The organism is Bacillus cereus group sp. BfR-BA-01355 (assembly GCF_022663675.1).
In the GTDB taxonomy this organism is placed as follows: Bacteria; Bacillota; Bacilli; order Bacillales; family Bacillaceae_G; genus Bacillus_A; species Bacillus_A thuringiensis_S.
This window is the reverse complement of sequence record NZ_JAKUFY010000491.1, coordinates 1-223: the sequence shown is the minus strand read 5'-3', so window position 1 is coordinate 223 and position 223 is coordinate 1. Positions and strand designations below refer to the sequence as shown.

Sequence of the window (223 nt, the reverse complement as noted above, 5' to 3'; positions counted from 1 at the left end):
TAATAAAGAAAATATGGAGCCAGTAACACATCAATACAAAGATTATAGTCAGTGGATGAGAAGTAGAGATTTGAGTAAGCAGAAAACATATTGGATGAATCAGTTTGAGGATGAGGCACCAATTTTAGACATGCCATTGGATTATACAAGACCGCAACAACAAAGCTTTGCGGGTGCGTCAGTATATAATTTGGTAGGAAAAGAACTTGCATCAAAGATTAAA

Annotated in this window: 1 protein-coding gene; it reads left to right on the top strand. The window is 35.4% G+C overall.

Annotated elements, in window-relative coordinates; all coding sequences use genetic code 11:
- Window positions 1-13: 13 nt before the first annotated feature.
- Window positions 14-223: condensation domain-containing protein (locus MR167_RS32605; RefSeq protein WP_255787561.1), on the top strand; the 210-nt coding region annotated here is incomplete at its 3' end.